Origin of the sequence: Providencia sp. PROV150, from assembly GCF_028481025.1 — a bacterium.
GTDB lineage: Bacteria > Pseudomonadota > Gammaproteobacteria > Enterobacterales > Enterobacteriaceae > Providencia > Providencia hangzhouensis.
In genome coordinates, this window is sequence record NZ_JAMPPJ010000016.1 from 1 (window position 1) to 13193 (window position 13193).

11 protein-coding genes and 1 tRNA gene are annotated in these 13193 nt (G+C 42.2%); 9 read left to right on the top strand and 3 right to left on the bottom strand.

Annotated elements, in window-relative coordinates; genetic code table 11:
- Positions 1-3: 3 nt before the first annotated feature.
- Positions 4-79: transfer RNA gene (locus tag PSE83_RS12860), tRNA-Trp, on the top strand.
- 571 nt (positions 80-650) lie between these two features.
- Here the strand turns inward: PSE83_RS12860 and hdfR are convergent.
- Positions 651-1490, bottom strand: a complete 840-nt coding sequence (gene hdfR, locus PSE83_RS12865) for an HTH-type transcriptional regulator HdfR (protein ID WP_004906133.1) — start codon at positions 1488-1490, stop codon at positions 651-653.
- Positions 1491-1602: 112 nt separating this feature from the next.
- Between hdfR and PSE83_RS12870 the strand changes: the two genes are divergently transcribed.
- Complete coding sequence (locus PSE83_RS12870; protein WP_036958821.1) at positions 1603-1941, top strand: DUF413 domain-containing protein; 339 nt, start codon at positions 1603-1605, stop codon at positions 1939-1941.
- A gap of 77 nt (positions 1942-2018) precedes the next feature.
- Here the strand turns inward: PSE83_RS12870 and PSE83_RS12875 are convergent, their stop codons facing one another.
- Positions 2019-3545, bottom strand: a complete 1527-nt coding sequence (locus PSE83_RS12875; protein WP_004906131.1) for a YifB family Mg chelatase-like AAA ATPase — start codon at positions 3543-3545, stop codon at positions 2019-2021.
- Between the two features lie 479 nt (positions 3546-4024).
- Here PSE83_RS12875 and ilvL point away from each other — a divergent pair, with 479 nt between their 5' ends.
- From ilvL to ilvA, 6 genes are all read left to right on the top strand, one after another.
- Complete coding sequence (gene ilvL / locus PSE83_RS12880; RefSeq protein ID WP_071524553.1) at positions 4025-4126, top strand: ilv operon leader peptide; 102 nt, start codon at positions 4025-4027, stop codon at positions 4124-4126.
- 132 nt (positions 4127-4258) lie between these two features.
- Complete coding sequence (gene ilvG / locus PSE83_RS12885; protein ID WP_004906130.1) at positions 4259-5905, top strand: acetolactate synthase 2 catalytic subunit; 1647 nt, start codon at positions 4259-4261, stop codon at positions 5903-5905.
- Positions 5902-6171 carry an acetolactate synthase 2 small subunit gene (gene ilvM, locus PSE83_RS12890; RefSeq protein WP_004906129.1) on the top strand — a complete coding sequence of 90 codons (270 nt, stop codon included), beginning with the start codon at positions 5902-5904 and terminating at the stop codon, positions 6169-6171. The genes ilvG and ilvM overlap by 4 nt, the downstream gene beginning before the upstream one ends.
- A gap of 11 nt (positions 6172-6182) precedes the next feature.
- On the top strand, positions 6183-7109 hold the full coding sequence (locus PSE83_RS12895) for a branched-chain amino acid transaminase (protein WP_004906127.1): 927 nt from the start codon (positions 6183-6185) through the stop codon (positions 7107-7109).
- A gap of 67 nt (positions 7110-7176) precedes the next feature.
- Positions 7177-9027, top strand: coding sequence for a dihydroxy-acid dehydratase (ilvD, locus tag PSE83_RS12900; protein ID WP_036958820.1), 1851 nt, complete (start codon positions 7177-7179; stop codon positions 9025-9027).
- Between the two features lie 2 nt (positions 9028-9029).
- Positions 9030-10604: a threonine ammonia-lyase, biosynthetic gene (gene ilvA, locus PSE83_RS12905; protein WP_004906123.1), complete on the top strand. Its 1575-nt coding sequence runs from the start codon at positions 9030-9032 to the stop codon at positions 10602-10604.
- Here ilvA and ilvY read toward each other — a convergent pair.
- Positions 10596-11492 (bottom strand): HTH-type transcriptional activator IlvY, encoded by an 897-nt coding sequence (ilvY, locus tag PSE83_RS12910; protein ID WP_004906122.1) that lies wholly within the window; start codon positions 11490-11492, stop codon positions 10596-10598. The genes ilvA and ilvY overlap by 9 nt on opposite strands.
- A 174-nt stretch (positions 11493-11666) precedes the next feature.
- Between ilvY and ilvC the strand changes: the two genes are divergently transcribed.
- Complete coding sequence (gene ilvC / locus PSE83_RS12915; RefSeq protein ID WP_036958818.1) at positions 11667-13139, top strand: ketol-acid reductoisomerase; 1473 nt, start codon at positions 11667-11669, stop codon at positions 13137-13139.
- The last annotated feature ends 54 nt before the right edge of the window (positions 13140-13193 follow it).

Here is a 13193-nt window from a genome sequence, read left to right on the forward strand (position 1 = left end):
TTTAGGGGCGTAGTTCAATTGGTAGAGCACCGGTCTCCAAAACCGGGTGTTGGGAGTTCGAGTCTCTCCGCCCCTGCCAGTTACCAATTAAGTAATAATAAAAGAAGTATCTATTGATAACCCGATTAGCTTAATCGGGTTTTTCTTTATTCGTGTGACTATAAATATAAAGTTATTTTCCCCTTCTGCTAATTTTCAATTTATTTTATCCCATTAGCTATCCCACTGTTTTGTATCTCTTAATCGTATTCACTATTTAAATACACTGTGATGTTACGTTCTCCCAGCTACTTTTTATTTTCACCATCTTATATTTATTTTTCGTATCATCAGTGAGTTGTTACTTACGACTTTATACTTCTCAATGTATTCACAGGTTGAATAATATTTTGTTGTGCTCAATATTTAAGTTAGAAAAATGAGCGTATATATAAAGTTGGTAGTTTAATTTTTATTAAGCTCAAAAATTATCTTGCTGAAAAAGCAAAATATCATTGTATTGCTGTATGAATATTGGTCAGTTATCTGTTATTAATATATCTTATTAAAAAACAAAATGAAGTATCAATTAAGATTATTTTGCAGAGATCTATAGTTTGTTTATGGGATCATAGGAAGGTGAGTGGATTTGTTACTCACCTTCTTATTTTTTATTCACTTAACTGTGCATTTTTTATTGGAGTTTTAATCAGTTGATTGATAAGAGCTTGCTGATCGTTTTTCTGGAGCCAAACTGCATACAAAGGTTTGTTTATTGAGGTTTCTGAGAGCGTTTTTAAGCCCGGATATTGATATACCCAATGAGCAGGTAAAAATGCCGCTGAAAGCGATACAGGAAGTAATTGGCGGGTAATATGGGCTGAGGTAGTGATCATAACAGGTGTGTCATCTTGAGTTAATGAAGGTTCATTTTTTGGATGGAAGTCAGCACCCCATTCAAGCCTTATAAAATTATATTTTGTGAGTGCAATATTTTTTTGGGAAGCCATGAGTTGTAAGTCAATCGTACCGATGATTGTACTTTCAAACTCATCCATTTTAGGTGGTTCAGTTGCGATTAATAAGTCTAATTCTCTAGAATGTAGTTGCTTAACAAGAGACTGGCGCGTTGAAACCCTAGCTTCGAGCCGCAGTTCATCATGTTGATTATAAAGTTCTTCTACCCAGTCAGTTAGATAACCTTCCCAAAGTGAAGCTGTTGCACCAATAGAAAGCTCTGTGTGTTGTGAGGCATGAGATATTTCTTTTTTAGCTTGCAGCCAGGTATTCATTAACGATTCAGCATATGGAACAAGCCTTTCTCCTGCAGCTGTTAACCGGATATTATTTCTATGCCGCGTAAATAGGCTTGTACCTAATTGTGTTTCTAATTGCCTAATACGGAAGCTAACCGCTGATTGCGTTAAATAGAGTGATTCTGCGGCTCGACCAAAGTGCCTAGTTTTACTGACCTCTAAAAAAGTTCTCAATAACTCGCTGTCCACATGCATCTCCAATTATTTTTGTCGTGATGATTTAAATGTTTTGTTTTACAGATTGTCAATGCTGTCTAATACTCCGCGCCATATAGAGTTTGACTGTAATAAGTTAGGAGTGTGTCAGATGGCAGATAGCTTCATCACGACTAATCGTTTTTTTGATAACAAACATTACCCACGTGGCTTTTCTCGTCATGGTGATTTCACCATTAAAGAAGCTCAGTTGCTAGAACGTCTCGGCCAAGCTTTTAATGAGCTTGATACAGGTAAACGTGCACCTCAGACAGAAGAAGAAAAACTTTTCGTCGCTGTATGCCGTGGTGAACGTGAACCGGCTACCCCAGAAGAAAAAGTTTGGACAAAATATTCTAGCCGTATTAACCGTCCAAAACGCTTCCATACTTTATCTGGCGGTAAACCGCAGATAGACCCATCGGAAGACTACACTGATACAGATGATTAATATTATCATCGTATGATAAGAGGGACTTCGGTCCCTTTATTTCTACGGGATAATAAGTACTTATCTGCCCACTCTTCTCAGCTTACTTGTTTTTGCAAATGAAGCAATAACTTATCCATTGCTCGATACCCCAAAGCTTCTAATAAATCTGAACGTTCAATAGTTTCTGCGGCATTAAGGTCGGCGATTGTTCTAGCAACCCTTAAAATTCTGTGCCAAGCTCGAATGGAAAGACCTAACTTATTTAATGCATGTTCTAAGAATAACGCATCTTTTGTTGTTAGCAGGCAAAATTGTGTGGTTTCTCTTGGTGTTAATAAACTATTAATTTTTCCAGCTCGCCTAAGTTGCCTATTTCTGGCTTCGATGACTCTTTGTCTAACCTGTTCACTTGTTTCACCTTGGTTAGTTTGATTACTTAATGAACCGAGAGGTAACAATGGAATCTCTATTGAAAGATCAAATCGGTCAATAAAAGGCCCTGATATGCGTGAAAGATAACGTAGTATGCGAGTAGGAGCTGAGCGGCTCATTTCTCCTTGGTAATGGCCTGTTGGGCTAGGATTTAGGGCCGCAATTAGCTGGAAACTGGCAGGATAGCAAACTTTTGCTTTTGCTCGAGAAATGCTAATTTTTCTAGATTCTAGGGGTTCTCGTAAAGAATCTAATACCGAGCGGCTAAATTCGGGTAATTCATCTAAAAATAAAACACCATGGTGTGCAAGTGAGATCTCACCAGGTTTGGGAAGAGAGCCACCACCAATTAAAGCGGCAATTGATGCACTATGGTGGGGTGCTCTAAAAGGCCTTATTGGCCAATTCATGTCTTCTTTTGTGTTTTCACTTAAACTATGTAGTGAAGCAACTTCTAAGGCTTCTTGAGAGGTTAATGGGGGGAGTAAAGTCATTAGACGGCTTGCTAGCATAGTTTTTCCTGTCCCAGGAGGACCCAACAAGAGTAAATTATGTCCACCTGCAGCACAGATTTCTAATGCCCGTTTTCCATGTTCTTGGCCAATAATATCGTTGATATCACCTTCTTGCTTGGTTGGGATAGACGCTTGATGAACTTGTTGATTACAAACTAATGTGTGTTTGTTATGTAAAAAATGGCAGAGCTCTAATAAGGATGTCGTGAAATAAACGCTATTATCTGGAAGTAGGCCTAGTTGGTGTTGGTTCTCCATTGATAGTATTAAAGAGCGCTGTTGTTTTAATGCCGATTGGGCAGCTGGAATAGCACTGTTGACATAGCGAACATCGCCAGACAAAGCAAGTTCGCCTAAAAATTCATACTGTTTTAATGGCTCGTGGGGGATTTGCCCTGATGATGCGAGTATGGCAATAGCGATGGCAAGGTCATACCGACCACTTTCTTTTGGTAAATCTGCTGGGGCTAAATTAACCGTCATTTTTTTAGCTGGATATTCAAACCCGCTATTTAGTAGAGCGCTTCGAACTCGATCTCTTGCTTCTTTTACTGCTGTTTCTGGTAGCCCAACAAGTGTTAAACCTGGAAGCCCATTACTAATATGTGCCTCAACAGTAACAAGAGGTGCTTCTAACCCAATTGATGCTCTAGTGTAAACAATTGCTAATGTCATAAGCCCTCCAATATTTTTTACAGAGTAATATTCTGCTGAAATTAGGTTTGTTTATCTTGAGTTGATAGCATATTTGCGAAGCTGCTCGATAATTTAATTGCTTAGTTACTAGGCTGTTTCAATTTGCGTCGAGTAGCTTCGAGGACTTGTTATAACAGTGATTGCGTTAGTTTTATAAAGAGTGGAAGCTATACTGAACTTGGATATTCATAAGAAAAAGTAATTAGTTTTTTGGCGTGAATCTTAATGGTATTGAATGGCTGGTGCGGATGATGTAGCTGATTATGCTATGTATTCTATTGAATTTTACTGAGAAATGGTAGTTTAAGCAGTTTATAATGCTATTTTGTTTATAACGATATGATTTTTAAATAATTTAATGTTTTGAAAATAAATAAATTAAATAAAAGTTGTCAAAACGATTTTAAAATGATAACTCTAAATAATAGATAATTAAGAATATTGAAAAAGTAAAACTCATGAACGCATTTATCCAAGCAGTTAGCCTAATTATTATTAGCGTGGTGGTGATTATTATCCCACCGTGCGGGGCTGCACTTGGACGACGAAGGCTAAAATAACAGCCAGATCTCACGAGAACCCCGCACCGAAAGGCGCGGGGTTTTTTTTGACATAAATGTTGATGAATGCAAATACACTAAATAAAACATAACAAATACAAATAGATAAAGTAGACGGACAGGAGATAAAGCATGAACGGAGCACAATGGTTAGTTCAAGCATTGCGAACACAGGGAGTTGATACCGTATTTGGGTATCCTGGTGGCGCAATTATGCCAGTTTATGACGCATTGTATGATGGCGGAGTTGAGCATTTGTTGTGTCGACATGAGCAAGGGGCTGTAATTGCTGCGATTGGATATGCACGTTCAACAGGGAAAACAGGGGTATGTATCGCAACATCGGGTCCTGGCGCAACAAATGTTATCACGGGATTAGCTGATGCATTGTTAGACTCCGTTCCTGTTGTCGCCATTACTGGGCAGGTTGCTTCTGAGTTTATTGGAACCGATGCCTTTCAAGAAATCGATGTTTTAGGGTTGTCCTTAGCTTGTACTAAGCACAGTTTTTTGGTTGAAGATATCGAGGACTTACCTCGCATTCTTGCTGAGGCTTTCGCAATCGCAAATAGTGGGCGTCCTGGTCCTGTACTGATTGATATTCCGAAAGATATTCAGCTACAACAAGCTGAGTTGTCTCCATTTTTAATGCCAGTAGAGCAAGAAGTCACTTCACCTTTATCTGAAATACAACAGGCAAGAATGCTATTAGAACAATCAGAAAAGCCTATGTTGTACGTTGGTGGCGGTGTTGGAATGTCTGGTGCCGTTAAAGAATTACGTGAATTTATTGAGTTTACAGGTGTTCCTTCAGTTGCAACGTTAAAAGGGCTTGGTGCCGTGAGCCCTTTAGATGAAAACTATTTAGGCATGTTAGGTATGCATGGTACTAAAGCAGCCAACATTTCAGTGCAACGCTGTGACTTACTCATCGCTGTTGGTGCTCGTTTTGATGATAGGGTAACAGGTAAGTTGAATACTTTTGCACCGAACGCCAAAGTGATTCATATCGATATAGACCACGTAGAATTAGACAAATTACGTCAAACACATGTTGCGTTACATGGTGATGCAAAAGTATTACTCCCTGAATTAATGCTTAAAAAATCAATTGCACCTTGGCAGCAGGAAGTTCAGCAACTTAAAAAAGAATTTGGTTGGCGTTATGACCACCCTGGTGAACCAATTTATGCGCCACTGTTATTGAAACAGCTGTCGGATAAAATGAAACCAAATACGGTTGTGACCACCGATGTAGGGCAACACCAAATGTGGTCAGCACAGCATATCACCGTTGATGGCCCTGAAAATTTCTTAACCTCTAGTGGGCTTGGCACCATGGGGTTTGGTATCCCTGCGGCAATTGGTGCACAGGTTGCTAGGCCTGAGGATACTGTAGTCTGTGTATCTGGGGATGGATCATTTATGATGAATGTCCAAGAGCTGGGAACCATCAAACGTAAGCAACTTCCTGTAAAAATCCTTTTGATCGATAATCAACGCTTAGGCATGGTTCGCCAATGGCAGGAATTGTTTTTTGAGCAGCGTTATAGTGAAACGATTTTGACGGATAACCCTGATTTTGTGGCATTAGCCAGTGCGTTTGGTATTAAAGGCCAACGAATTACTGATAAGTCAGAAGTTAATGCTGCATTAGATGAATTGCTGAATAGCGAAGGTGCCTATTTATTACAGGTATCAATTAATGAACTAGAAAATGTCTGGCCGTTGGTTCCACCTGGGGCTAGTAATGAAAAAATGATGGAGAAACCATTATGATGCAACATCAAATCTCGATATTGGCCCGTTTCCGTCCTGAGGTTTTAGAGCGTATATTAAGGGTCACTCGCCATCGTGGATTTCGTATTAATTCCATGAATATGGGGCAATCAACAGACGGCGACAATGTTAATATTGAACTCACTGTAAGTAGTCAAAGGCCATTAACTCAGCTTTGTGCACAGTTAACTAAGCTTTCAGACATTACAGAAGTTGAAGTACTACAACAAGAATCACGACTATTACGCACACAAAGTGCAATGTAAGGAATATACAAATGACTAAGAAAGCTGACTTTATTTGGTTTAACGGTGAAATGACGCCATGGGCTGATGCAAAGGTTCATGTTATGTCTCATGCTCTGCACTATGGTACATCGGTGTTTGAAGGCGTCCGTTGTTATGACTCACATAAAGGTCCTGTGGTCTTCCGCCACCGTGAGCATATGCAACGTTTGCATGATTCAGCGAAAATTTACCGTATGCCTGTCAGCTATAGCGTTGAAGAGTTAATGGAAGCTTGCCGTGCAACTTTGCGTAAAAATAACTTAGTCAGTGCGTATATTCGTCCACTAGTGTTTATTGGTGATGTTGGTATGGGCGTTAACCCACCAGACGGTTACAAAACCGATGTTATTTTAGCGGCGTTCCCATGGGGGGCGTATTTAGGTGAAGAAGCGTTAGACCAAGGTATTGATGCGATGGTGTCTTCTTGGAACCGTGTTGCACCAAACACCATTCCTACAGGGGCAAAAGCAGGTGGTAACTATTTATCTTCTCTACTAGTTGGTAGCGAAGCTCGTCGTCATGGTTACCAAGAAGGTATTGCATTAGATGTTCATGGGTATTTATCAGAAGGTGCGGGGGAAAATATTTTTGAGGTGAAAGACGGCATCCTGTATACACCTCCGTTCACATCCTCTGCATTACCAGGTATTACACGTGATGCAATTTTAACGTTAGCAAAAGATTTGGGTATTGAAGTTCGTGAGCAAACACTATCACGCGAATCTCTTTATCTTGCTGATGAAGTCTTTATGACAGGCACAGCTGCCGAAATTACGCCAGTACGTAGCGTTGATGGTATCCAAGTCGGCATTGGTCGTTGTGGCCCAGTAACCAAGCAAATTCAGCAAGCATTCTTTGGCTTATTTGATGGCACAACAGAAGATAAATGGGGCTGGTTAGATCCAGTAAACCCTTAATAATTAAATTGAAATAGATGTTACAGGCGGACGTTCCCCGCCTGTTTTAAACACGGGAGTTAAAGATATGCCTAAGTACCGTTCAGCAACAACAACTCATGGTCGTAATATGGCTGGGGCTCGTGCATTATGGCGTGCAACAGGCATGACCGATGCTGATTTTGGAAAGCCCATTATTGCTGTTGTTAACTCATTCACACAGTTTGTTCCAGGCCACGTACATTTACGTGATTTAGGCAAATTAGTTGCAGAGCAAATTGAAAATGCAGGTGGTGTTGCGAAAGAGTTTAATACAATCGCAGTTGACGATGGGATTGCCATGGGACATGGCGGAATGCTGTATTCCTTACCTTCCCGTGAATTAATTGCAGACTCGGTTGAATATATGGTAAACGCACACTGTGCGGATGCCATGGTGTGTATTTCAAACTGCGATAAAATCACGCCAGGCATGTTAATGGCGTCATTGCGCCTCAACATTCCGGTTATTTTTGTTTCGGGTGGCCCAATGGAAGCGGGTAAAACGAAGCTTTCAGACCAAATTATCAAGCTCGATTTGGTTGATGCCATGATCCAAGGGGCGAACCCAAATGTGAGCGATGCAGATAGCGAGCAAATAGAACGTTCAGCATGCCCAACGTGTGGCTCTTGCTCAGGAATGTTTACTGCAAACTCAATGAACTGCTTAACTGAGGCACTGGGGTTATCTCAACCAGGAAATGGCTCATTATTAGCGACTCATGCAGACCGCGAAACTTTATTTATCAATGCAGGTAAGCGCATTGTTGAATTAACTAAACGCTATTACGAACAAGATGATGAAAGTGCGTTACCACGCAATATCGCCAATAAATCTGCATTTGAAAATGCGATGACGTTGGATATTGCGATGGGTGGTTCAACTAACACAGTTCTGCATTTGCTTGCGGCGGCTCAGGAAGCCGAAATTGATTTCACCATGGATGATATCGACCGTTTATCACGTAAAGTTCCGCATTTGTGTAAGGTTGCACCGAGTACACAAAAATACCATATGGAAGATGTTCACCGTGCTGGTGGTGTTATTGGTATTTTAGGTGAACTGAGCCGTGCAGGTTTGTTGCAAGAAAACGTAACTAATATTTTAGGGCTAAGCTTCCAAGAAACATTAGCGCAATATGATGTGATGTTAACGAAGGACGAGTCTGTTAAATCGATGTTTTCCGCGGGCCCTGCTGGGATCCGTACGACAAAAGCCTTTTCACAGAATTGCCGCTGGCCATCATTGGATACTGACCGTGAGAATGGGTGTATCCGTAGTATTGAGCATGCGTATAGTTTGGATGGAGGGCTGGCTGTCCTGTCTGGAAATATTGCAGAAGATGGCTGTATTGTTAAAACCGCTGGAGTTGATGAAGGCAGCTTAACATTCCGTGGCCCAGCCAAAGTGTTTGAAAGCCAAGATGACGCAGTAGAAGCCATTCTGGGTGGCAAAGTCGTTGAAGGAGATGTGGTTGTTATTCGCTATGAAGGGCCAAAAGGTGGTCCAGGCATGCAAGAAATGCTTTATCCAACTTCATACCTCAAATCAATGGGATTAGGGAAAAGCTGCGCATTAATAACGGATGGCCGTTTTTCGGGTGGTAGTTCTGGCCTTTCTATCGGTCATATTTCGCCAGAAGCAGCGAGTGGTGGCTTATTAGCATTAGTTCAAGATGGCGATATTATTGATATTGATATTCCAAAAAGAACGATGGTGCTGGATGTGAGTGAAAGCGAATTGAATCAACGCCGTGAAGCTGAATTAGCTCGAGGCAATAAAGCTTACACCCCGCGTAATCGTCAGCGTGAGGTTTCTTTTGCTCTGCGTGCTTACGCTTCTTTGGCGACGAGCGCAGACAAAGGTGCTGTTCGTGACAAGTCGAAATTAGGGGGCTAATTGTGGCTGCAGCAAAACCATTACCGGCTGCCCCAACCGGAGCCGATTACTTAAAAGCGGCGCTAAGTGCGCCGGTTTATGAAGCTGCACAAGTAACGCCTCTTCAACAGATGGATAAAATATCTTCACGCTTGGGCAATACCATTTTAGTAAAGCGCGAAGATAGGCAGCCTGTACATAGCTTTAAGCTCCGTGGTGCTTACGCCATGATTGCGAGTTTAACCGAAGAGCAAAAAAGCAAAGGTGTGGTGACCGCTTCTGCAGGGAACCACGCTCAAGGCGTTGCATTATCGGCAAACCGTGTGGGTGTGAAAGCAAAAATCGTCATGCCAGTCGCAACAGCAGATATCAAAGTGGATGCAGTACGAAGCTTCGGTGGCGAAGCTATTTTACATGGCGCTAATTTTGATGAAGCGAAAGCGAAAGCCATTGCAATGGCAGAAGAGGATGGCTACACCTTCGTTCCACCTTTTGATCACCCTTCAGTCATTGCAGGTCAAGCTACGATAGCACTGGAACTATTGCAACAAGATGTTCATTTAGACCGAATTTTTATCCCAGTAGGTGGCGGTGGGTTAATTGCGGGCGTCGCTGTGATTATTAAGCAGTTAATGCCAGAGATTAAAATTATTGGTGTGGAGTCTGAAGATGCCGCCTGTCTAAAAGCAGCATTAGAGGCGGGACACCCTGTTGATTTACCCCGTGTTGGCTTGTTCGCAGAAGGTGTGGCAGTCAAACGTATTGGCGATGAAACCTTCAGATTGTGCCAGCAATATGTTGATGATGTTATCACTGTTGATAGTGATTCCATTTGTGCAGCATTGAAAGATATTTTTGAAGATGTTCGCGCGATAGCAGAGCCTTCAGGCGCTTTGGCATTGGCCGGATTGAAAAAATATGTACAGCAGCACAACATCAAAGGCGAACGTTTAGCACATATTTTGTCCGGTGCGAATATGAATTTCCACGGGCTGCGTTATGTTTCTGAGCGCTGTGAAATTGGTGAACAACGAGAAGCTTTGCTGGCAGTGACCATTCCTGAGCAAAAAGGGAGTTTCTTACGTTTTTGCCAGTTACTAGGCCATCGAGCCATTACGGAGTTTAACTATCGATATACGGATGCCGATCCTGACCGTGCTTGTATTTTTGTTGGGGTGCGTTTAAGTGGCCGTGATGGCGAGCGCTCGGAGATTATCCAAGAACTTAGAAGTAACGGCTATGAAGTCAATGATTTATCAGATGATGAAATGGCAAAACTTCATGTGCGTTATATGATTGGTGGTCGCCCATCAAAGCCATTAGATGAAAGATTGTATAGCTTTGAATTTCCAGAGTCTCCAGGTGCATTACTGAGATTCTTAGAAACACTCGGGACTCATTGGAATATTACGTTATTTCATTATCGCAGCCATGGTACAGATTATGGGCGAGTGCTGGCGGCGTTTGAACTGGCTGGGCCAGAAGTACGTTTTGATAGGCATCTTGATGCGTTAGGTTATGAATATCATGATGAAACAGGAAACCCGTCTTTCCGTTTTTTCTTAGCGCCGCAAGATAGCCAAAGAACCTTAGATTGAGTTGTCTGGGAGTAATTCCCAAAACGCTTTAATTAATGGTTCACTCAGGCGTTTGCTTAATAGGCAAACGCCGAGTTCAAAAGGTTCTACCATTGAAATATTATCGAGCTGTGAAATACGGCTGCGTACGGGTTCTGGGCTGTTATCAACGACCACACTAGGAATCAAGGCAATACCGCATCCCAAAGCCACCATTGACACAATTGCCTCATGGCCTGATACCGTCGCATAAATGACAGGGTTATTGATATTATGGCGACGGAACCAGAGTTCGATACGTTTACGAGATGGGCCGTGCTCAGGCAGGATAAAGGGGACGGTAGACCAATCAGGTTCCGCTTCTGTTACCATGCTTCGTACAGCACAGGGTAATGATGGCGCAATCAAAACGAGAGGGATTTCGCCGATTTTTGCAAAACGGACGTTATCAGGTAAGCGCTCGGGTTTCCCAGCGATGCCAAGATCAGCCTCATGAGTTTCCACTTTTTCGACAGCATCCGCTGCGTCCCCTGTCGTGAGTTTAATTTCCACTAATGGGTGTAGCGCACGGAATTTATCTAAAACTTCGGGTAAATGACTATAAGCTGCTGTAACTGAGCAAAAAAGATGTAGTTCCCCACTGAGCGATGGACTTTGCTGGTTGAGAGCATGTTGCAGCTGTTGATATTGCAATAATGTTTGTTGGGCAAATTGCTTAAGGTGTTCCCCTGCTTGGGTCAATTTAACTGAGCGGTTATCTCGCACAAATAGTGGGTGACCAAGCTGCTCTTCGAGGCGTTGTATTTGCCGAGACAACGTGGAAGGACTGACATGCATCGCTTTAGATGTGCGCCCGAAGTGGCAACTTTGTGCTAAATGCAAAAAAAGCTTGAGATCGCGAATGTCCATTTTGCCCTCTAATTAACATAATTAATGGCGTTGCAGATATTGCAACATTGTATTGTTAATATATCAATTTAAGCAATGCGAAACATCGCATATAGTAAATCCATAAACGCTCAAAAATGAGCGACAGGCAGACTGCCTGACATAACGAACACAACAGAACAATGGAGTATGACAATGGCGAATTATTTTAACACATTGAATTTGCGTGAGCAGTTAGCTCAATTAGGCAAGTGCCGTTTTATGCAGCGCGAAGAGTTTGCAGATGAAGCAGGTTTTCTGAAAGGTAAAAAAATCGTCATCGTCGGTTGTGGAGCGCAAGGTTTAAACCAAGGCCTGAATATGCGTGATTCAGGTTTAGATATTGCTTATGCATTACGTGATGAAGCAATTGCAGAGAAACGTGCTTCATGGCGCAAAGCGACAGAAAATGGTTTCAAAGTTGGTACTTATGAAGAACTGATCCCTACCGCTGATTTGGTTATTAACTTAACGCCAGACAAGCAGCACTCAACCGTTGTTCGCGCTGTTCAGCCTATGATGAAACAAGGTGCAGCACTGGGTTATTCACATGGCTTCAACATTGTTGAAGTTGGCGAAGAAATTCGTAAAGATATTACTGTTGTGATGGTAGCGCCAAAATGCCCAGGTACTGAAGTTCGTGAAGAATACAAGCGTGGTTTTGGTGTTCCAACGCTGATTGCAGTACACCCAGAAAATGACCCGAAAGGTGAGGGTATGGCGATTGCCAAAGCGTGGGCAGCAGCGACTGGTGGCCACCGTGCAGGTGTTTTGGAATCATCATTTGTTGCAGAAGTTAAGTCTGACCTGATGGGCGAGCAAACTATTCTGTGTGGAATGCTGCAAGCGGGGGCATTACTGAGTTACGACAAAATGGTCGCAGACGGTGTTGAGCCAGGCTACGCAGGAAAATTAATTCAGTTTGGCTGGGAAACTATCACCGAAGCACTGAAACAAGGCGGTATCACGCTGATGATGGACCGTTTGTCTAACCCTGCAAAAATTCGTGCTTATGCATTATCTGAACAACTGAAAACCATTATGGCGCCATTGTTCCAAAAACATATGGATGACATCATTTCAGGTGAATTTTCTGCAACCATGATGGCAGACTGGGCAAATGATGATAAAAACTTGCTGACATGGCGTGAAGAGACAGGCAAAACAGCATTTGAAAATTACCCTGAATATGAAGGGAAAATCGCAGAACAAGAGTATTTTGACCACGGTGTTCTGTTAGTTGCAATGGTTAAAGCAGGCGTTGAGTTAGCGTTCGATACGATGTTAGAAGCGGGTATCTTAGAAGAATCGGCTTACTATGAATCACTGCATGAATTACCACTGATTGCGAACACCATTGCTCGTAAACGTTTATATGAAATGAACGTGGTTATCTCTGATACTGCAGAGTATGGTAACTATCTGTTCTCATTCGCAGTTGTGCCAATGCTGAAGGATTTCATGACGAAGTTACAAGCAGGGGATTTAGCGAAACCAGTTGCCGATAATGGCACTGATAACGCACAGTTACGTGATATCAACGAAGCTATCCGTAACCATCCTATCGAGAAAATCGGTAAGACGTTACGTGGTTATATGACGGATATGAAGAAGATTGCGGTCGGCTAACTCATTTTTCGTCACTCTTCGCGTGATAGGCGCGTTGGCTGCACTCGGCTCCCC

Bases quoted from the DNA above. Each gene is read 5' to 3' on its own strand.
- PSE83_RS12895 (WP_004906127.1), top strand. From the start codon at position 6,183: ATGACTAAGAAAGCTGACTTTATTTGGTTTAACGGTGAAATGACGCCA.
- ilvG (WP_004906130.1), top strand. From the start codon at position 4,259: ATGAACGGAGCACAATGGTTAGTTCAAGCATTGCGAACACAGGGAGTT.
- PSE83_RS12875 (WP_004906131.1), bottom strand. From the start codon at position 3,545: ATGACATTAGCAATTGTTTACACTAGAGCATCAATTGGGTTAGAAGCA.
- PSE83_RS12870 (WP_036958821.1), top strand. From the start codon at position 1,603: ATGGCAGATAGCTTCATCACGACTAATCGTTTTTTTGATAACAAACAT.
- ilvC (WP_036958818.1), top strand. From the start codon at position 11,667: ATGGCGAATTATTTTAACACATTGAATTTGCGTGAGCAGTTAGCTCAA.
- hdfR (WP_004906133.1), bottom strand. From the start codon at position 1,490: ATGCATGTGGACAGCGAGTTATTGAGAACTTTTTTAGAGGTCAGTAAA.
- ilvY (WP_004906122.1), bottom strand. From the start codon at position 11,492: ATGGACATTCGCGATCTCAAGCTTTTTTTGCATTTAGCACAAAGTTGC.
- ilvD (WP_036958820.1), top strand. From the start codon at position 7,177: ATGCCTAAGTACCGTTCAGCAACAACAACTCATGGTCGTAATATGGCT.
- ilvM (WP_004906129.1), top strand. From the start codon at position 5,902: ATGATGCAACATCAAATCTCGATATTGGCCCGTTTCCGTCCTGAGGTT.
- ilvL (WP_071524553.1), top strand. From the start codon at position 4,025: ATGAACGCATTTATCCAAGCAGTTAGCCTAATTATTATTAGCGTGGTG.